16 protein-coding genes and 5 pseudogenes are annotated in these 17,735 nt (G+C 55.5%); 10 read left to right on the top strand and 11 right to left on the bottom strand.

Going from position 1 to position 17,735, the window contains the following annotated elements:
- Positions 1-194: 194 nt before the first annotated feature.
- A complete protein-coding gene (locus C489_RS21025) occupies positions 195-1,625 on the bottom strand; it encodes a flippase (protein WP_006432836.1) in 1,431 nt (476 codons plus the stop codon).
- A gap of 159 nt (positions 1,626-1,784) precedes the next feature.
- Between C489_RS21025 and C489_RS18275 the strand changes: the two genes are divergently transcribed.
- The gene (locus C489_RS18275; protein WP_006432835.1) at positions 1,785-2,255 is read left to right on the top strand and encodes a dTDP-4-dehydrorhamnose 3,5-epimerase family protein; all 471 of its coding nucleotides are present in this window, start codon (positions 1,785-1,787) and stop codon (positions 2,253-2,255) included.
- Positions 2,256-2,261: 6 nt separating this feature from the next.
- Here the strand turns inward: C489_RS18275 and C489_RS21020 are convergent, their stop codons facing one another.
- Positions 2,262-3,587, bottom strand: a complete 1,326-nt coding sequence (locus C489_RS21020) for a sulfatase-like hydrolase/transferase (protein ID WP_006432834.1) — start codon at positions 3,585-3,587, stop codon at positions 2,262-2,264.
- 105 nt (positions 3,588-3,692) lie between these two features.
- On the opposite strand from C489_RS21020, the gene C489_RS18270 reads away from it, so the two are divergent.
- Together C489_RS18270 and C489_RS18265 are read left to right on the top strand one after the other, a co-directional pair.
- The gene (locus tag C489_RS18270; RefSeq protein WP_006432833.1) at positions 3,693-4,766 is read left to right on the top strand and encodes a glucose-1-phosphate thymidylyltransferase; all 1,074 of its coding nucleotides are present in this window, start codon (positions 3,693-3,695) and stop codon (positions 4,764-4,766) included.
- Positions 4,767-4,768: 2 nt separating this feature from the next.
- Positions 4,769-4,948 (top strand): hypothetical protein, encoded by a 180-nt coding sequence (locus C489_RS18265; RefSeq protein WP_006432832.1) that lies wholly within the window; start codon positions 4,769-4,771, stop codon positions 4,946-4,948.
- 11 nt (positions 4,949-4,959) lie between these two features.
- On the opposite strand, the pseudogene C489_RS18260 reads toward C489_RS18265, so the two are convergent.
- The 3 genes and pseudogenes from C489_RS18260 to rfbD form a co-directional block, all read right to left on the bottom strand.
- Positions 4,960-6,198, bottom strand: a pseudogene (locus C489_RS18260) (RNA-guided endonuclease InsQ/TnpB family protein).
- On the bottom strand, positions 6,198-6,320 hold the full coding sequence (locus C489_RS22915) for a hypothetical protein (RefSeq protein WP_006432831.1): 123 nt from the start codon (positions 6,318-6,320) through the stop codon (positions 6,198-6,200). Before C489_RS22915 ends, C489_RS18260 begins: the two are co-directional and overlap by 1 nt.
- 167 nt (positions 6,321-6,487) lie before the next feature.
- Positions 6,488-7,381 carry a dTDP-4-dehydrorhamnose reductase gene (gene rfbD / locus C489_RS18255; protein ID WP_006432830.1) on the bottom strand — a complete coding sequence of 298 codons (894 nt, stop codon included), beginning with the start codon at positions 7,379-7,381 and terminating at the stop codon, positions 6,488-6,490.
- Between the two features lie 53 nt (positions 7,382-7,434).
- Between rfbD and rfbB the strand changes: the two genes are divergently transcribed.
- Together rfbB and C489_RS18245 are read left to right on the top strand one after the other, a co-directional pair.
- Entirely contained in the window at positions 7,435-8,355 is a 921-nt protein-coding gene (rfbB, locus tag C489_RS18250; RefSeq protein ID WP_006432829.1) for a dTDP-glucose 4,6-dehydratase, read from the top strand.
- 9 nt (positions 8,356-8,364) lie between these two features.
- A complete protein-coding gene (locus C489_RS18245) occupies positions 8,365-8,832 on the top strand; it encodes a GDP-mannose mannosyl hydrolase (protein ID WP_006432828.1) in 468 nt (155 codons plus the stop codon).
- Positions 8,833-8,841: 9 nt separating this feature from the next.
- Here C489_RS18245 and aglF read toward each other — a convergent pair.
- Positions 8,842-9,584: pseudogene (aglF, locus tag C489_RS18240) on the bottom strand (UTP--glucose-1-phosphate uridylyltransferase AglF).
- 151 nt (positions 9,585-9,735) lie between these two features.
- Between aglF and C489_RS18235 the strand changes: the two are divergent.
- The 3 genes from C489_RS18235 (at position 9,736) to C489_RS18230 (ending at position 12,255) form a co-directional block, all read left to right on the top strand.
- Positions 9,736-10,719, top strand: a complete 984-nt coding sequence (locus tag C489_RS18235; protein ID WP_006432826.1) for a nucleotidyltransferase family protein — start codon at positions 9,736-9,738, stop codon at positions 10,717-10,719.
- Positions 10,720-10,973: 254 nt separating this feature from the next.
- Positions 10,974-11,159, top strand: a complete 186-nt coding sequence (locus C489_RS21015; RefSeq protein WP_083902837.1) for a hypothetical protein — start codon at positions 10,974-10,976, stop codon at positions 11,157-11,159.
- A 175-nt stretch (positions 11,160-11,334) separates the two neighbouring features.
- Positions 11,335-12,255: an NAD-dependent epimerase/dehydratase family protein gene (locus tag C489_RS18230; RefSeq protein WP_006432825.1), complete on the top strand. Its 921-nt coding sequence runs from the start codon at positions 11,335-11,337 to the stop codon at positions 12,253-12,255.
- A 96-nt stretch (positions 12,256-12,351) separates the two neighbouring features.
- On the opposite strand, the gene C489_RS23110 is transcribed toward C489_RS18230, so the two are convergent.
- The 3 genes and pseudogenes from C489_RS23110 to C489_RS18215 all read right to left on the bottom strand — a co-directional run bounded on the left by C489_RS23110 (position 12,352) and on the right by C489_RS18215 (position 15,059).
- On the bottom strand, positions 12,352-12,921 hold the full coding sequence (locus C489_RS23110) for a hypothetical protein (RefSeq protein WP_394296306.1): 570 nt from the start codon (positions 12,919-12,921) through the stop codon (positions 12,352-12,354).
- Between the two features lie 115 nt (positions 12,922-13,036).
- A pseudogene (locus C489_RS23105) lies at positions 13,037-14,358 on the bottom strand (RNA-guided endonuclease InsQ/TnpB family protein).
- Between the two features lie 356 nt (positions 14,359-14,714).
- Positions 14,715-15,059 carry a hypothetical protein gene (locus C489_RS18215; RefSeq protein WP_006432823.1) on the bottom strand — a complete coding sequence of 115 codons (345 nt, stop codon included), beginning with the start codon at positions 15,057-15,059 and terminating at the stop codon, positions 14,715-14,717.
- 230 nt (positions 15,060-15,289) lie between these two features.
- Here C489_RS18215 and C489_RS22330 point away from each other — a divergent pair, with 230 nt between their 5' ends.
- On the top strand, positions 15,290-15,454 hold the full coding sequence (locus C489_RS22330) for an HVO_A0556 family zinc finger protein (RefSeq protein WP_169331193.1): 165 nt from the start codon (positions 15,290-15,292) through the stop codon (positions 15,452-15,454).
- Between the two features lie 157 nt (positions 15,455-15,611).
- Here C489_RS22330 and C489_RS18205 read toward each other — a convergent pair whose 3' ends face one another.
- The gene (locus C489_RS18205; protein WP_006432822.1) at positions 15,612-16,886 is read right to left on the bottom strand and encodes a glycosyltransferase family 2 protein; all 1,275 of its coding nucleotides are present in this window, start codon (positions 16,884-16,886) and stop codon (positions 15,612-15,614) included.
- 287 nt (positions 16,887-17,173) lie between these two features.
- Positions 17,174-17,590: pseudogene (locus C489_RS18200) on the bottom strand (zinc ribbon domain-containing protein); the annotation flags it as partial.
- A gap of 41 nt (positions 17,591-17,631) precedes the next feature.
- On the opposite strand from C489_RS18200, the pseudogene C489_RS22725 reads away from it, so the two are divergent.
- Positions 17,632-17,735, top strand: a pseudogene (locus C489_RS22725) (IS6 family transposase); the annotation flags it as partial.

The raw sequence follows: 17,735 nt of genomic DNA, 5'->3' as shown, positions 1-17,735 counted from the left end.
GGGGCAAATAACGTAACATAATATTGGATTTAAGATCAGGTGGAAATAAACCTGCCTCATAAATTTGAACAAAGCCCATATAGTATAAAATCAACAACTTAAGAGTATCACTAGGAGGACCCCCTTAGATCTACAGTGTGAAAGTCAAAGAACTTCCCGATCAAATTCCTTTATCCGGAAATAAAATCCAATATTCATTGACTCTCTCTAGTAGAAATGGTTTCAAAATATATTTTCATCTTTGTCCTCATGCGTGGTGATGAAAAAAGCAATATAGTGTATATGACCGCGCCTAGAGCGACCATAATTAATAATTTCGCTATTGATCCAACTCCAACGATCACAATAACCGTCTGTATCAGTATTGTCATTCCTACCGCGGCGATCGCGCAACTAGCTAATTCGAGGGATGGTATTTTAATTGGAACTATTTGGGACAAGTAAAAGCCATGCAAAAGTAGTCCACTGATCAAAGATGCTATCATTGTGGCAACTGCTGCACCAGTGATGCCAAACGGCTTTACTAATGCTAAATTTAATCCTAAATTAATAACCACTCCAGCAACAGTTGCGCGGGCAGCGAGATCAGGACGGTTTACCGCTTGAAGAGATCGACCTAATACAACTTGACCAGCTTCAGTCACTTGGTCAAACATCAGAATTATAAGTGCTAATGATGCAATTGTGTATTCAGAGCCGAAAAGTAATCCGAGAATCTCCTCAGAAAGGACTACTGTACCGAAGAACGCCGGAATAACAAGGATCAGGGAAGGAGTAAGTACTTGCGGAAGGAGGTCCTCAATTCTATCTTGGGCATCTTTTGAGTCCCATTTGCTAATCTGGGGGAAGATTGTAGTTGCAATTGATCGGCTCAAGAGGATAACGATTGAAGTAACCCGCCACGCAATCTCGTATGCCCCAACATGTGCTTGCGTAAGAAATAACCCAATTATTGCTACGTCCATCCAGTTATAAAAGTATCCACCAATTGAAGATACAGCATTGTATTTGCTATACTCAATCAGCGAATGTGCATGCTCTCGTGAGGGTTTGTCTGGTATAATAGACACTTTGTACCAGCCCCAAACCAATACCAGACATAGGCCAGTCAACAACCCGTAAATTAACGCGACAGAACCGAACCCTAGACTAACGAATGCTGTTCCAACACCCACCCAAGCTATCTGACGAGTTACTTGTAGAATCGCGGTCTCACCGACACGGAGTTCTCCCTTCAAAACGGCTATAGAAAGTTGTGAAGCTTCTTGAAGAATGATTGCAACTGCGAGAAGAATAGCGAGATCGTCACCAAGATAGTTATTGATCAAGGATTGAAAGAGGAGAATCGTCACCACTATCAGTATGAGAGGGGTGATTTTGAGAACAATAGCGCTAGATAAGTATGCCCCTTGTGACTTTCCCTCACTGATACGCTTCTCAACTGCACCACTGAGTCCAAAGTTAGCAGGAATCGCAAGCATACCTAATAAGGCTTGAAATAGGAAAAATACACCCAACGGAGAGGGGCCGAGTACTCGTGCAAAATAGGCAATTCCAAGAAACTGTAGAATTGAACTGCCAAATTGTGCAGCAAAGAGTTTGAGACTAGAGCGTCCAATATTCATCTATGGCTCTTAGGACTTTGTCTACTCTTTGAAAGCCTTATAGTCACCGAATAAGCGAAAGATGGTCTCAGTATTATGGGTAGTGAGAGAACGAAGGTGTTCTGTATCCAACTCAGAATTCACCAGAGCTAAGATATCTCCACAGCAAGTCTGGATCATATGACGCAAATACACGATATTGAAGTCCGAAATCTCCAAGTAAACGCCGACGAACGCGGCCACCTCGTAGAAGTCTTCCGCGAGGACTGGGAGCTCTACGACCCCAACCCGGAAATGTCGTACTATTCGATGACCTATCCCGGTGTTGTCCGCGCGTGGCACCGCCACCTTGAGGGCCAGATCGACCACTTTATCTGTCCGAAGGGACGGATCAAGGTCGGGATCTACGACGATCGAGAGGACTCCCCCACGCAGGGCGAACTAGACACGTTCATCATCGGCGAGCACAACCAGAAGGCGATCCGCATTCCAGGCGACTGCTGGCACGGATTCAAAGCGATCGGGGACGAGCCGGCGTTCCTGCTTAACTTCCCATCGAAGCTCTATGACTACGAGGACCCTGACGAGGAACGAATTCCCTATGATACTGATAGAATACCGTTAGATTGGGAGGAGTCGCCACACGAATAGCTGAGTCTATTCAGTGTACCCGAGATCGGAGAGTCGATCTTGAATATCTTGAGAAAGATCGACATTAGAACCGGTTGTTCGCTCTCGTGGTACGTAGTTCAGGAGTCTTTCTTCTAACTCCGGGTTGTCAATAGTCTCTCCAGTCTCAAAGTCGATTACTACAGATCGGTCATCCATGGGGATATAAATAAGGTGATTATTATCACCAGTAATACTTATTTGATTTGGACCGTACGCGATCTCCTGAGAGAGTACAGGTTCGTTTGTTTTAGTGGAATTTTGAAGCGGTTGACCATCGAAATCGAGTTCAATGTCTGCCTCCAATTCATAGAGAATTGTTGGCACGATATCGGTCAAGCTTCGCCGTGATTCGGTGGACGGTATCTCGTTGAGGTTAGTAAGGATCGGTACTTCGAGAACTGGTGGAACAAGCGCATGGCCGTGACCAACGCCACTGATTCCACGCGAGTCCTCAAAATGAGCTTCTTCGAATTTCTTGTATTCCCAAAACTCCTCGCCATGATCACTGGTCACGATAACAAGGGTGTCGTCAAGGTCCGATAGTTCATTGAATGTCTGCCTGATTTGCTCATCAACGTAGCGTACGAGCGTATCGTACAGGTGTTTCCGCGCGGAACAGTACTCCTTGAACTCTTCACTTTGAATGCTGCCAGATGTGAACCGCCATCGATCAATTCCATCAACATTTGGGATCTCACCGAAATAGTTAGTCTCAGGCTCGTGTAGAGGTTCATGTAGATCACCTAATTGAACGTAACCGAATTTTGGACGGGATTCTGAATTCCACCAGTCTTGAATTTCTGAGAGTAACGTTTCAGCATCCGCATCGTGATACCGCTTCATGGATTTGAACCGTCCTTCGATCGGAACCGCAGCAGTCCCAATAGCCGTGATAAATTTAGTCTCATAGCCACTCGAGGCGAGCAATTCAGCTATCGTATAGACGTTATCCCGGACTCCGTTTGGAGGATTATTGAGATCTTGATTCCTCGACGAGTCATCGGGATACGCGGCACCATGCCGATGCGGATAGAAACCGGTTAGAATAGACGGAACTGAGCTGAATGTCCACGGTGCAGCTGCAACCGCCGGCGTAAATGAGTCCAATGAGTCAAGAAATGGGGTCGTGTCACGACGATATCCGGTCCGCGAAATTCGGTCATTGCGTAGGCAATCAACTGTAATTACGAGGACATTCTGAGGAGAATCGATATTGATCGCTGGAATTTTTCTTGATCGGGAGGCATACGTTAATCGGTTTTGGCACCGCCGAAATGTATCGAGTCCGATTTTTGCGAACTTCTTTAGCATTATTAGATGGTTTTCGGGAAAGTTTATAGTCGTTTTCTTAGTATCGGATAGTTAGTTATTCGGACAAACGAACGATATTTCAGCCAGTACGATAACGAGGACATTATGAAAGGGGTCTTACTCTCCGGTGGAACTGGGTCGCGGCTCCGCCCGATCACCCACACTGGCCCAAAACAGCTCGTACCAGTCGCGAATAAACCGGTCCTCGAGTACGCAATCGAGGATCTCAAGGACGCCGGCGTCACCGAGATAGGCGTCATCCTCGGCCACAAGGGCCGCGAGGAAATCCAGGAACTGCTCGGCGACGGCAGCGACTACGGCGTCGAGATCACGTACATCGTTCAGGGGAACCCGTTGGGACTCGCCCACGCCGCGGGCTGTGCCCGCGATTTCGTCGGTGACGACGACTTCGTGATGTACCTCGGGGACAACATCCTCAAACAGGGGATCGCGGAACTCGTCGAGAGCTTCGAGCGCGGCGATTACGGCGCCGGAATCGCCCTGCAGGAGGTCGACAATCCCCAGCAGTTCGGGATCGCCGATGTCGACGACGACGGGACCGTCACGCAACTCATCGAGAAACCCGACGAGCCGCCGACGAACCTCGCGCTCATCGGGATCTACGTCTTCTCGAACGAGGTCTTCGACGTCATCGAACGATTGGAACCCTCCTGGCGCGGCGAGCTCGAGATCACCGACGCGATCCAGACCCTCCTGGAGGACGGCCACGACATCGACTCCCACGTCGTCCGCGGCTGGTGGAAGGACACGGGCAAACCCGAGGACATCCTCGAGGCTAATCGCCTAGTACTAGAAGACGACCACCTTGAGCGGAACGGCCGCGTCGCGCCCGACGCCACCGTCGACGGCCGCGTCGACCTCCACGAGACGGCGACCATCGAAGATGGCGCGGTCGTCCGCGGCCCGGTCTCGATCTCCGAGAACACCGTCATTGAGTCGGGCACCTACGTCGGCCCGTACACCTCGATCGGTCCGGACTCGACCCTCAAGGGCGTCCACATCGAGAACAGCGTCGTCATCGGCGACACCACGATACGGACGAACGGCAAGATCGTCGACAGTCTCCTCGGCCGGGGCGCGAACGTCGGCCGCGCCGACGACGAACTCCCAGAGGGACGGCGCCTCGTCGTCGGCGAGAACTCACAACTCAAACTCTAACCATGCGCATCATCACGCACACCTGCACGGAGTGTGGCACCGTCGTCTCGGCGAACGAACTGGAGGGTAACCGGGTCATGAAGTGTCCGGGCCTCGACTGTGCGAACGTCCTCAGGTTCGCAGACCTCCCGCAGGAGGACCGCCAGTTCTTCCTCGAGCACGCCGAACAGTACGAGCTGTGAACTACCCTACCCTATCGCTCGCCTGACGGCTCGCGCTTGAGGGTGGGGATTCCTGCTTCCAAGACGCGCTTTGCAGGAACCGAATAGGTTCCCGTAGGGAGCGCAGTCTCCACAGGCGTTGATTCGGAGCGTCCCGCTCCTACCTGCTTGATACCACGAGAAAGAATATTCCAGGCCGCGTTCCAGTCCCTATCGGTGGTGAATCCGCACGAGGGACAGGAGTGTTCGCGGACCCACAGTGGTTTGTCGGTCGAGACACCGCACGCCGCACACTCTTTGGTCGTTCCGGCTGGATCGACGGCCACGAAGTGCGTCCCTTCGCGGTCGCACTTGTACTCGAGCATCCGAAGGAACGTTCCCCACGCTGCTCCGGCGCGGTTCCGAGAATTGCCACCAAGTTCGACAAGACCCTTCGCATCGAGATCTTCGACCGCGACGAGATCGTACTCTCGAGCGTAGTAGTTCGAGAGTTTATGCAAGAAGTCTCGGCGCTTACGTTTCAGATCAGCGTGGCATTCGGCCACGCGACGGCGTTGCTTCTCGTAGTTGTTTGAGCCGCGTTCTTTGCGTGAGAGTTTTCGTTGCTCACACTCGAGTCGGTCGCGTTCATCTGAGAGGTCAATCGACTCAACCGCGTGGCCGTCGGTGTCGTGGGCATACTTTAGGATACCCACATCGATCCCGACGGTGTTCTTTGGACGGTCGGGCTTCTTCGGTGGCTCTCGGTCAACTTCGACGCCAAAGGTGGCGAACCACTCACCGGTCGGTTCCTTCTTGAGCGTAACCTGCTTGAGTATGGCGTCGTCGGGGATCTCTCGGTGGAGCCGGATCGGGATGTCCGCGAGTTTCGAGAGTGACAGCACAGCCTAGCCGCCCTTCTTGTCGAGCTTGAAGCCAGACTGGTTGTACGTGAAGCTGCGAAACTCCCGTGGTGGCTTCCACTTCAGTTGGCCGACGCCATAGTCCTTCTCTTTGAGCGCAGAAAGGCTACTGAGGTTGTTGAATAGCCGTTCCACGACGGTTTGGAGTACCTTCGAGTACACGTCCGAGAGACCGTCCCACCACTTCTTGAGGTCGGGTAGCTCCGACCGGAGCGTGGTCATGGACGGCAACTCGCCGTGGTTCTCTCGGTACTTATTGAGGCGGTAGCGAGTGTGGTTGTACAGTTGCCTACAGAGATCGCGGTGGCGGTCCAACTCCTCGCGTTGGGCGTCGGACGGCTCGAGGCGATACTTGTAGGTATAGTACATCAGTTCTCGCGTTCCTCAATGAGTTCGTCGAGTTGCTCACGGACGAACGACGAGAGGTTGAGATGTTGCTCCTCGATCCACTCGTCTTGGTCCTCCCGAATGGTGATGGTCTTCCGTTTCACCGTATGCACACTATGCACGCTATACGTAAAGCACTACTGATTGCGTTGGCCTATGGCCTGCTGTAGAACAGTGCAAGAAACACGGGCGGCGCTGTATCCCCTCCCTGCACGCACCTTCGGCGCTCGCTGAGGAAGGGTGCTTAGCGCCTCGATTCAGCTAACCGACCCTAGGATTCGAACTGTTCTTCGATCGCCCGGAGATCGTCCTCGAGCGTCGGTTGTCGACGCCCGAGTTCCTCCTCGACCGCAGTCACGTCGAGACACGTGTACGACGGTCGCTCTGCGTCTCTCTGCACGTCCGCCTGCTGACTCTCATCGATCAGCGTGTCGTCTGCGTCCTGTAGACGTGCGATTTCGTGACCGAATTCGTATGGCGTCACACACGACCGACACGCGACGTGATACAGGCCCTCGGCCCCCGCCTCGTGCAGTTCGAGGATCGTGTCCGCAGCCTGCCCCGCTCGAGTCGGCGTCAGATGCTGGTCGACGAACAGGGGAACGTCGTCACCGTCGGCCAACGTATTCCGCACCCAGGCAGGGAAGCCGATGAGGTTGTTCGTATCGCCGCGAACCCCGTACACGAATGAGAGCCGTGCGACTAGTATGTCGCCGTCGACACCCTGAACGGCTTCCTCCCCAGCAAGTTTCGATTCGCCGTAGACCTGTATCGGATCCGTCGACGCCGTTTCGTCGTACGGCTCCGACGCGTTCCCGTCGAAGACGTAGTCCGTCGACACGTGAACGAACGGAACGTCGCGCACTGCGCAGCAACTAGCTATTTCACCGGGGGCGGTCCCGTTGACAGCGAACGCGGCCTCGCGGTCCGACTCACAGCCGTCCACGTCCGTCATGGCGGCACAATTGACCACGGTATCGGGCTGATGGTCGTCCAGAATCGTTCGGAATGCGTCTGTCTCTCGAATATCGTGCTGCTCGAGCGGGATATCGAACGCTGGGGCCGTCGAGTGATACGTCCCGACTACGTCGATGGATCGCTCGAGACACCGGGCCACGAGGGCACTCCCGAGCAACCCCCCGGAACCGACGACGAGTACCGTCATATGGAAGCCCCCTTCCCGAAAGTGTAAATATGTGCTGGGAGGCACGTGATTGTATGCGAATACTCGTTACTGGCGGCGCGGGATTCATCGGGTCTAACTACGTCCGCCATCTCCTCGAGAACAGCGAGGACGAGGTCGTCACGCTCGACGCACTGACCTACGCGGGATCGCTCGACAATTTGGACGGCGTGCTCGAGCACCCGAACCACGAGTTCGTCGAAGGGAGCATCTGTGATCGAGAGCGCGTCGAGGAGCTCGTGTCCGACGCCGATGCAATCGTCAACTTCGCTGCCGAGTCCCACGTCGACCGATCCATCGAGGGCGCGGCCCCGTTCGTCGAGACGAACGTCGAGGGAACCCAGACGCTCCTCGATGCGGCAGTCGACGCGGACGTAGACCGATTCCTCCAGATTTCGACGGACGAAGTGTACGGCCAGATCCTCGATGGGACTTTCAGCGAGGAGGATCTCCTGAACCCGCGCAACCCGTACGCGGCGACCAAGGCCAGCGCCGATCTGCTGGCCAAGAGCTACGAGACGACGCACGGGCTGCCCGTGCTCATCACCCGGACGTGTAACAACTTCGGCCCGCGCCAGCACACGGAGAAACTGATCCCGAAGTTCATCCGGAACGCTGCGGCGGGCGATGAACTCCCCGTGTACGGTGACGGATCGAACGTCCGCGAATGGATCTACGTCGAGGACAACTGCGAGGCGCTCGATCTCGTCCTCCGCGAGGGCGAGCCCGGCGAGGTGTACAACATCGGATCCGGCGAGGAGCGGACGAACCTCGAGGTGACCGAAGCGATTCTCGACGCCGTCGGCGGGTCGGAAGACCAGATCACGTTCGTCGAGGACCGCGCGGGCCACGACCAGCGCTACGCGCTCGAGACGGACAAGATCGAACGCCTCGGCTGGGAACCGTCGTGGTCGTTCGAAGCGGGACTCGAACGAGCCGTCGACTACTATCTCTAATCCCGAAGTATGACAGAAGACGAGCGTTGGGTCGAGGGTGACGACTGGGGTACCATCGTCGAGAACGCTCCGATCGTCTCAGTCGATCTCGTCGTGAAATACGAGGGCGGCGTGCTACTGGGATTGCGCGAAAACGAACCCGCCAAAGGTGAGTGGTTCGTCCCCGGCGGAACCGTATTCAAAAACGAACGACTGACCGACGCCGTGCAACGAGTCGCGGAGATGGAACTCGGGTGCGAGGTCGAGATTCGGGAGCGACTCGGAGTGTTCGAGCACTTCTACGAGACGTCCGAAGTCGACGGCGTCGAGAGCAAACACTACGTCGCCAATGCGTTCGTCGTCGAGCCCTTCGAGGACATCGCAGAATCGGACGACCAACACAGCCAGTTCCGTGTGTTCACGCCGCCGTTCGACGACGCTGATCTGCATCCCTACGTCGAACGATATCTCGAAAACACGTCGATCGGTCGGGAGTAGAACCCCGCTTCAGTCGGAGACCGTTTCCGTCGCCGATTCGAAGCGCGCTTGCAGTCGTTCCTCCGCTTCCTCGCGATCTTCCGGGTATCCAACGTCGATCCGCCATCCCTCCAACCCAATCGCATCGATCGTCCGCCCTGACTGAATCAGCAGGTCGATCGCCTCGCTGATCTCGTACTCGCCTCGATTCGACGGCTGCACCAGATGACACGCGTGGAAAATCGCGGGCGTAAACGTATAGAACCCGGTCATCACGAGATTCGACGGCGGATCGTCGGGCTTTTCGACGACGTCCGTAATCTCGCCGAACTTGTTGGTATCACAGACCCCGTACCGGTCGGCCTCGTCCCACGGGACTTCCTCAACCAGGAACGCGGCGTCGGCTCGATCCTCCTGCTGGCGACGGACGACGTCCTCGAGGTTCGCCTGAAACACGTTATCGCCGAGCATCAGCATGAAATCGTCGTCGATGTGCTCCTCCACAGTTACCAAGGCATGCGCCAGCCCCTTCTGCTTGCGCTGGTGACTGTACGTGATCGGGACGCCCTCGTACGCGTCGCCGTAGTGATCGATGATCTTCTCCTTGAGGTAGCCGACGACGACGATCAGTTCGTCGGCGCCGAGCGACACCAGTTGATCGAAACAGTGGGTCAGAATTGGTTTGTCGTCGACCTCGACCATCCCTTGGGTTTGTCCTCGGTGAGCGGTCGAAGCCGCGTACCCTCGCCCGCCGCGAGTACGACTGCTTTCATATGAATGAGTCATCACCCTAACGCGTAGTAACGTTTTGCACACAGTCCGAGAAGCCACTATGTTCACTCTAGTGGCGATACTAGGAAGGTCTACGGAGACAAACATACATCAAATAGGAACTTGCTTTTACACGACGAAGAATCCACACCTATGGACGCAATCGTACTCGCAGGCGGCTACGCCACGCGACTCTGGCCGATCACCCGCCATCGACCCAAGATGTTCCTCCCGGTCGCCGACACGACCGTGATCGACGGCGTCCTCGAGGACCTCGAGACGGACGACCGAATCGACGACGTCTACGTCTCGACGAACGAGCGCTTCGCGGACGATTTCGAGGACCACCTCGAAACCAAGACCTACCACAAACCCCAGCTCTCGATCGAGGACACGATCGATGAGGACGAGAAGTTCGGCGTCATCGGTGCCCTCGCTCAGCTCGTCGACCGGGAGAACCTCACGGACGACACGATCGTGATCGCGGGTGATAACCTCCTCAGCTTCGACGTGAGCGAGTTTGTCGACTTCTTCCGCCAACAGGAAACGCCGACGCTCGCCGCCTACGACGTGGGCGACTACGAGCGCGCGACATCTTACGGCGTCCTCGAGCTCGACGACGACGGCCGCGAGATCGTCGATTTCCAAGAGAAGCCCGACGACCCGCCGAGTACGCTCGTCTCGGTCGCCTGTTACGGGTTTCGTGCAGAAGACCTCGAGTTGCTCGAGACGTACCTGGCCGGGGAGAACAACCCCGACGAGCCGGGCTGGTTCGTCCAGTGGCTCGTCGATCGGGAGCGCGTCGACGCATTCACGTTCGACGGCGCCTGGTTCGACATCGGGACGCCCGAGAGCTACCTCGACGCCGTCGCCTGGCAGTTCGACGGCGACAGCGCGATCCACCCCGACGCGTCGCTCGAGGAGACGACGGTCGGGGCGAACGTACACGTCATGGAGGGCGCCCAGATTACCGACGCGACCCTTCGAGACTGCGTCATCTTTCCCGACGTAACGATCACCGGTGGGACGATCGAGCGAGCAGTCGTCGGGACGAGTACCGATCTCCGCGAAATCGAGGTGGACTCGGCGATAATCGGCCCGGAGATGACGTTCGCTGAACCGCCATTTGATCAGTAACGACCAACGCCTTCAATCTCGAGTCGAGCGGCGGTGGTAGATGTTGAGGATACCGATACGGAAATTCGAGCGTCTCTCATGCAGCCCCATGACTTCGTTCACAAAGGGAACAGGGAAGATTCGAGCCCCTAACTGTCCGACAGCGGTTTTCCCCTGAGTACGGGGACATGATGCTCGAGAACCACAACTCACGTCTCGATACGCAGGTCAAAACGCTGCAAACGGATAAGGATCTTCCGTGGTCTTAGATAGCCATGAGCGCTCACAAACGGGTGATGTGCCGACTGGAACGGACGATGGGCTACTGGGGTCTCCTGAAACACCCCTTTGGTAGAGAGTACGTGCGACAACACTACTCGCCAACTGGGAAGGAGAAGAAAGCACCCGAAGAGACGGCAACTAAGATCCCTATCGTCGGGCCGACCGAGCCGGACGCGTAGGACCTCGAACCGATCATACCGTTGAATATCGCCATAGGTAACAGTCGATATGATACTGATTAGTCCCTATCGTCAAGTGGCCAGTCGAAATCCACTAGAGGTGAGCGACGCGGCGTACAGCCCGCCGCCGGCGAAAGTCCGTAGAACTATCAGAGTCGCTTAACAACGCCATCGTATGAACGACCAACGTGTATTAGTGACGGGTGGCGCAGGCTTCATCGGTTCCAACCTAGCAAACCACCTCACACAGGACAACGATGTGATCGTGATCGATGATGAGTATCTCGGGACGTCCGAAAACGTAGACGACGACGTTACGGTCCACACCCGTAGTGTCCTCGAGGACGATCTGCCGACTGACGTCGATGTTGTGTTCCACCTGGCAGCACTGTCTTCATACGCGATGCACGAGGACGACCCCACCAAGGGAGCACGCGTCAACGTCGAGGGCTTCGTCAACGTCGTCGAACAGGCCCGCGAAGACGGCTGTGAAACGGTCGTCTATGCCTCTACGTCATCCATATACGGCAACCAGACCGAGCCTTCCCCAGTCGATATGCCGGTTTCGGTCAACACTGGCTACGAAGCCTCGAAACTGGCGCGCGAGCGCTACGGGGAGTACTTCGCCAACCACTACGACATGAATGTCGCTGGGATGCGCTTCTTCTCGGTCTATCAGGGCTACGGCGGGGCCGAGGAACACAAAGGCGAGTACGCCAACGTGATCGCGCAGTTCGCCGACGACCTCGCCAGCGGCGACTCACCAGTCCTCTACGGCGACGGCACACAGACACGAGACTTCACACACGTCGACGATATCGTCCGCGGTCTCGAACTCGCCGCTGACCGCGAACTCACGGGCGTCTATAACCTTGGTACCGGTGACGCCTACAGTTTCAACGATCTCGTCGAGATGCTCAACGACCAACTCAACACCGATATCGAGCCGGAGTACGTCGAGAATCCGATTCCAGACAGCGTCTACGTCCATGACACCTGCGCTGATTCGAGCAAGATTCGCGAGGAAGTCGGCTGGGAGCCTCATATCTCGCTCGAGGAGGGACTCGAGCAGGTCTGTGCACCCTACCAGGAGTAGCTAGTCAGAGTTTTGCACATGTCACAACCATACGAGGCACTAGTATCGACTCGCTCTTACTAGTGTGATTTAAACTCACTATCAGAGTGTACTAGGTTAATCACTATCGACACCCATCAGCTCACGCAAAATCTGTAATTCTTCGTCCTCAGAGATGGAATCCGAGCGAAGACATGCGTGGGCGACCTTATGAGCGAGTTCGGGAGCAAGCGATGCAGATGGTGCTGTTGATTGGGACTGATCCGCGAGTTGCTGCTCGAGCTGATCGACTTGAGCAGTAAGTGTAGACAGTTGGTCAGACACGTGTTTACGCCTGTATGGTTGATCCTCATTTCGAGGGTTGTTCGATCTGTCGGTCTTGAGTGGCCGCCCTGTCGCAGACGAGTCTGACTCAGACTCGTTGTTGGTGGCGTCGTTGTCGGAGTCGGACTCGGAAGGGTGCTGTATCTCATGCGTAGAGTTCCCACTCATCGATCCAGAGGTAGAAGATGTCGCAGTCTGATCGATAGCTTCCGTGGCGTTCGAGTCGAACACCGCATCGGTGAACATCCGTCGATCGGACCAGTCGAATCCGTCGATGGCATTAACCCGTTGGCTAATAGATGCGCTGGTGATATTGAACCGCGTTGCGAGCTCTGCCTGCGTTTCGTCTGGATGGGCATGAATTGCACGAAGTGTCTGTAGCTGAGTCTCAGTCAGCTACCCACCCCTTCAGGGGTGGGCTTGCCAGTGGACTCTCGTTCTACCGACACGGGAGTATCGGACGCCACTTCAGTAGCGTTCACNCTTCAGGGGTGGGCTTGCCAGTGGACTCTCGTTCTACCGACACGGGAGTATCGGACGCCACTTCAGTAGCGTTCACGGTCATCATCCCTGACTGCAGGGCGTACTGACAGAACGCCCCTCCAACAGGGGACTTCTGCCCCCGCTGGAGTTTGAGTGCGAGTTTCCGTGCCACGTTCTTCGCCGCGTTATAGTCTGCGTTCGCCGTGTACTCACAGTCAAGACACTCAAAGTGCTGGTCGTTACGGTTTTCTTCAAGAGTACACCCACACTTCGAGCATTGCTGGCTCGTGTACTGCGGATTCACAGTCTCCACGACGATTCCGCAGGCTTCAGCCTTGTACTCAACCATTGTTTGTAGTGCGTTGAATGCCCACTGCTGGAACTTCTTCTCGTCGCTAATCCGCTCTCGAATCTGTTCCAAGTTCTCGAACGCAATGTGCGTACACTCGTGGCGACGAGCCGCCTCCACGATGGCTTTTGAACACTGGTGGNTCTGTTCCAAGTTCTCGAACGCAATGTGCGTACACTCGTGGCGACGAGCCGCCTCCACGATGGCTTTTGAACACTGGTGGAGGTAGTCTGTACTCCAGCGACCGAACCTGTCACCAATACGCTGGACGGTTAGGTGGGCGTTCCGCGTGCCTGTTTGTTGGAGACTGGCACGTCGTTTTTCAAACTCGCGGCGCTGGTGGTTGAGGTAGTCAGCATTTCCGACGAATGCACCTGTTGAGGTCACGGCGATATGGTCATNGGTCATCAACGTTGCAGTCCACGCCAAGCACTTTCGAATGCTCGGCTTTCTCAGGACGTTCAACATCGAGTTCTCGTTCCATCACCGCGTGCAGGTAGAACTCGTCGGCTTCGCTGTCGTAATGGACAGTGCTGGTTGAGAAGGAGTAGTCGTCGTTCAGCAAGTACTCGCCGTGTGGCGTTCCTTTAGTATTCTCAGGCAGGTCGTATTCGCATTCGATTCTGCCGTTGACGGTGGCGAGACTCACCTTGTCGCGGTAGTAGGTGGCGGCTCGCTTGTCGTAGACGATGCTGAACGTGTCGTACTCTGNCGTCGGTGGCGCGTTTGATGGCCTTCTGCACAAGATTCGCGTGCAGGTAGTCGGTTTCTTCGCGGAGGTCGTCGTAAATAGCGTCTTCGACTTCACTCTTGCTGGTTACGCAGTCCTCGTCAGGGTAGCGCCATGCCCAGTCACTGGTTCGGTTGGCGCAGTACTGAAATTTGTTGTTGGTGGCGTGGAGGTCGATCTTGCGGTCGTCGGGCACGTCAAGGCGGATACGTACGGTGCGAGTTACCTCCCACGCCATCTGTATCACAGTAATGCCTACTCTTTATTAATAATTTTGTATAACGTTGGAGAGGCGGCTGTGCTGTGTTCGGTGGTTCGTGTAGTGTAGCTTACGCGCTTCCTCCCACGGCTTTACCGTGGGCTTCTGCGCTGTTACCGCTGTGATTTCCCTAAGTCAGGCGTGTAGGGTACAGACCTGTCGGTCACACTGTATTCGTGGGGCCGGAGAGGTACTATATTTCGTCTGTGCGGCCGCGCTCGCGGATGCTGAAGTGAAAGAAGAAATGACCATGTCTATATCGTCTGTCACTCGAATCGGATATCGAGTCGGTGCACGGTACCGGATTGATGCTGTTGTACACCACTACTGTGGTTTCACAGGTTGTAGTCAATATCTGGGTCGCTGCGACGCCGTTCGGCGTAGATGACAGTCGCAAGGAAATAGACTCCCAACATCACGGCGGCTAATCGGGTTGACTCGTGCGGATCGGCACGATCGAAAACGGAGTGCAGCCAGCAGGCGTTTCCAAGTGCCGAGTGACCGAGGTCTCTGAAGGCACCGCTATAGATCGGAGTCACGCGCCAGAAATCGGGAAGCAACGCCCAGACGCCACTCGCAACGACGAGGGGCGCGTCGTATTCTGTCCGAACTGGCAGATACGCTAACAGGAGAGTCGCACACAACGCACCGACCGCGAAATGAGTCAGAGCGAGGCTCATCGTATCACTGTCCAGTCCGCTGCTACACAAAGGCAGAGGTTTGATTACAATCTCGAGAACACTCAAGAAGGGATTTCAGAACGGATGTTTCAGAGACCAGTTAAATGGGAACGCACTCTTCAGAAACCTGTACTCGACACGAGCTATCTGTGACGCTAGGAGTCACTTTTATCACTTGTCGGTACGCCATCCCGAGGATTTATCACCTACTGCAGAAAGATGTAACCCACATGCAACGACAGGAAAGTGGTTCCGATCTGCATCCGGTAATCGATGCACTCGAGGGAACCGATTGCTCGTTTTGTGATGGGGGGGAACTCGTACAGGATAGCTACAAGGGGAACGATGCTGTCGTCTGCGACGTGTGTGGTACGCCCGGTGCACAACTCTGGTAACTGCCGCAATTTTCGGCGCTGAGACGCAACTCAAAACGGGGACGCGGCGACCTAAACGTCTTCGAGGTTTGCTGGAAGTCCCCATTAGTGACGATACCAATCTCGAGTCCATTCCGGGAACGAAACCGACTCGAAAAGAAATCGAATAGACCGCTAGTCACCGATTGATGGCGCTCAGGAAAAACGACGAGAACACGGTCTGGAGACCAATGATAATCGCGGTAAACGCGATCAGTGCACCCATTGTGAACTCGAGCGTCGCGAAGCCGTTCGTGATCCACTGGGAAGCCAGTGTGGCTGCGTACACGCCACCGGCACCGAACACTGCCAGCCCAGCCGTCGCGCCGTGCTCGAGCGATAGCGACTGGGTCACGTGTTCAGTGATTGGATCCTCTGGCTTCTGAATGGGGTCACTCGTTACGGCTGCGAAGACGCCGAGACTGGAAATCTGATAGCCGACGATGGTTAACAGGCTCCCGGCAATCATCGAGTGGATTCCGAGAGACACACCGCCAACCGGAACCCCGGTATATGCGAGCCCCATTACGGCCATCCCGACAAGACTCATCAGGAGTCCTGGCACAGAGAATAGGTACCCCGGCGCGTTGATGAGCATGAACCGGACGTGGCGCCAGCCGTCTTTGAAACTCTCGAGTGTCTCCTCCCCTTCCCGCTCGTGATAGACGATCGGTGTTTCTACGATCTCGAGATCCTTCGCACCGGCTTCCATGATCATCTCGCTGGCGAATTCCATCCCGGTCGACTCGAGATCCATTGTCTCGAATGCATCCCGCGTGAAAATTCGGAAGCCGCTATGTGCGTCACTTACTCCGGCGCCATAGAAGGCGTTCAAGAATTTCGTCAGTAACGGATTACCGATGTGTTGGTGTAATGTCGGCATCGCCCCGGGCTTGATCTCGCCCTCGAGACGGCTTCCCATCACCATATCGGCCTCTTCGTCGCGGAGGTGGGTCAGTAAGCGCGGGATCTGTTCGAAGTCATAGGTCGTATCGGCGTCACCCATAACGATGAACTCGCCACGGGCTCGCTCGAACGCATACCGGTAGGCGTAGCCGTAGCCGGGTTCGTCAGGCTCGTAGATAACAGCACCTAATTCCCGGCCGATTTCGGGTGTCCGATCGGTCGAGCTATCGCTCAGGATAATCTCGGCGGTCACACCGAGTTCGGCGATTGCTGTTTTTGCCCGCGTGATGCACTCGGCGACACCATCTTCTTCGTTGAGTGTCGGCATCACGACGCTCAGAACCGGCGTTTGTTCGCTGTCCGGACCGACGAGCAGATCGTCGATCTCGTTCTCGTAGGCCTTCGCGTGCTGGCGATCCCCCTCTTGATTGAGTTCCGCTTCCGCTGATTGTGATACCGATTCTACTACCTCCGGTTGGCTTTGGTCACCTCCCTCTGATGTACTCATAGAATGGTAGAAGATTTGTCATCGGTTGATGTTTTGTTGGCTCCCCCATCCCTCTTTCCGTCACCGCCATCGCCCGTCCGTTTAGACCTTGCTGTCATATTATCCTCTTGGCTCTCCGGTCACCACTCGCGACGGTCGTTAAGTGGTATCCATACTGAGCGGCATATTTGTCAACAGCGCACCTGTTCTACGGACGGTTTGATAAACATTCGGTATTAGGATACCTAGTACTTGAATGACGAAAGTCATGGATGGATCAATTCCCTCATGCTGACATCCTCCCACGGCTAAAGCCGTGGGGTTCCCCCACAGGGGGTTGAACCCACGGATACGGAGAGGTTCGCAGGTTCCTCGTCACGGTGGACGATGACCTGCGTTTCGGGCTGTGCCAGTACAGCCCCCGCCTCGGACAGCGGTTTCGAGAACTTGCCCAAGGCTCGGTTGCCGATATTCAGCGCACCGTTCTTGTCCGCGTTATCGTCCAATCCACACTCGGGACACTCAAACCGTCCCTGCGTCTCGCGGACGCCCTCAGACCCACAGCGGTTGCACGTCTGCGAGGTGTCGTATTCTTCGACCAACTGCACATCGGTACCCGAGTCGTGAGCCTTGTACTCGATGTAGTTCAGCAAGCGGGCGAACGGCATCTTGTGGATCTTGTCGTTGACGTACCGCCCTTTGTCGTTATCCTTGCGAATCCGGCCATGTTAAGTTAGGAACGAGGCGGTCAAAGCTTTGGATGCTCATGGCCAAAACTGACCGCCTCGACATCTCTACTGGATGGATCGACTTGGAGTTTGTGGAGCGAGAGCGGACACCCCGCGAGATCATTGAAAAGGGTATTCGCCA

The organism is Natrinema versiforme JCM 10478, from assembly GCF_000337195.1.
Classification (GTDB): domain Archaea; phylum Halobacteriota; class Halobacteria; order Halobacteriales; family Natrialbaceae; genus Natrinema; species Natrinema versiforme.
Note: the sequence above shows the minus strand (reverse complement) of the source record. Positions and strands in the feature narration are given on the sequence as shown.

Excerpts from the sequence above, each read along its gene's own strand:
- C489_RS18215 (WP_006432823.1), bottom strand. The coding sequence starts at position 15,059 with ATGAGCCTCGCTCTGACTCATTTCGCGGTCGGTGCGTTGTGTGCGACT.
- C489_RS18265 (WP_006432832.1), top strand. The coding sequence starts at position 4,769 with ATGCGCATCATCACGCACACCTGCACGGAGTGTGGCACCGTCGTCTCG.
- C489_RS21015 (WP_083902837.1), top strand. The coding sequence starts at position 10,974 with ATGAGCGCTCACAAACGGGTGATGTGCCGACTGGAACGGACGATGGGC.
- C489_RS18230 (WP_006432825.1), top strand. The coding sequence starts at position 11,335 with ATGAACGACCAACGTGTATTAGTGACGGGTGGCGCAGGCTTCATCGGT.
- rfbB (WP_006432829.1), top strand. The coding sequence starts at position 7,435 with ATGCGAATACTCGTTACTGGCGGCGCGGGATTCATCGGGTCTAACTAC.
- C489_RS18270 (WP_006432833.1), top strand. The coding sequence starts at position 3,693 with ATGAAAGGGGTCTTACTCTCCGGTGGAACTGGGTCGCGGCTCCGCCCG.
- C489_RS18205 (WP_006432822.1), bottom strand. The coding sequence starts at position 16,886 with ATGAGTACATCAGAGGGAGGTGACCAAAGCCAACCGGAGGTAGTAGAA.
- C489_RS21020 (WP_006432834.1), bottom strand. The coding sequence starts at position 3,587 with ATGCTAAAGAAGTTCGCAAAAATCGGACTCGATACATTTCGGCGGTGC.
- C489_RS22330 (WP_169331193.1), top strand. The coding sequence starts at position 15,290 with ATGCAACGACAGGAAAGTGGTTCCGATCTGCATCCGGTAATCGATGCA.
- rfbD (WP_006432830.1), bottom strand. The coding sequence starts at position 7,381 with ATGACGGTACTCGTCGTCGGTTCCGGGGGGTTGCTCGGGAGTGCCCTC.
- C489_RS18245 (WP_006432828.1), top strand. The coding sequence starts at position 8,365 with ATGACAGAAGACGAGCGTTGGGTCGAGGGTGACGACTGGGGTACCATC.
- C489_RS18275 (WP_006432835.1), top strand. The coding sequence starts at position 1,785 with ATGACGCAAATACACGATATTGAAGTCCGAAATCTCCAAGTAAACGCC.
- C489_RS21025 (WP_006432836.1), bottom strand. The coding sequence starts at position 1,625 with ATGAATATTGGACGCTCTAGTCTCAAACTCTTTGCTGCACAATTTGGC.
- C489_RS18235 (WP_006432826.1), top strand. The coding sequence starts at position 9,736 with ATGGACGCAATCGTACTCGCAGGCGGCTACGCCACGCGACTCTGGCCG.